The organism is Shewanella sp. AS16 (assembly GCF_021412365.1).
Taxonomy (GTDB): Bacteria; Pseudomonadota; Gammaproteobacteria; order Enterobacterales; family Shewanellaceae; genus Shewanella; species Shewanella salipaludis.
In genome coordinates this window covers 1-364 of record NZ_JAKCLK010000087.1, presented here as the reverse complement: position 1 = coordinate 364, position 364 = coordinate 1, and the positions used below count along the sequence as shown (strand labels likewise).

At 45.3% G+C, this 364-nt stretch carries 1 protein-coding gene; it reads left to right on the top strand.

The window, feature by feature from the left end; genetic code table 11:
* The coding region (locus LZP73_RS19460; protein ID WP_234236567.1) for a hypothetical protein at positions 1–292 on the top strand (292 nt) is incomplete at its 5' end.
* Positions 293–364: the final 72 nt, after the last annotated feature.

The following is a 364-nucleotide window of genomic DNA, read 5'->3' as shown; positions in this document are numbered from 1 at the left end:
GACTCAAAAAGAGTTTGACCAGTTTTATGAGTTAGAAGGTTGGTCTTCCACTCTGATCAATTCGCGGTGGGTGCTTGAGCTGATGACTCGTGATGACGCACCTGCTTTGATGATTTGCGACATGGGTGAAGATGCTGACTTTATGGATATGAGCGAATTTTGTGTGGACACATACAACCGCAGCCAGAAGTACTACTTCACATGCGATAGCGAAAATGACGTGATTTCTAAGATCTATCTTCACCTCGTCCAGCATTGGGACGTTCAGGAGTTTCTTGAGGTATTCGCGTAATCACAATCAAAGCCAGCATTGCTGGCTTAACTTAATCTGTAGCCGCAGGGAAGAACCTGCATATCGCTCATG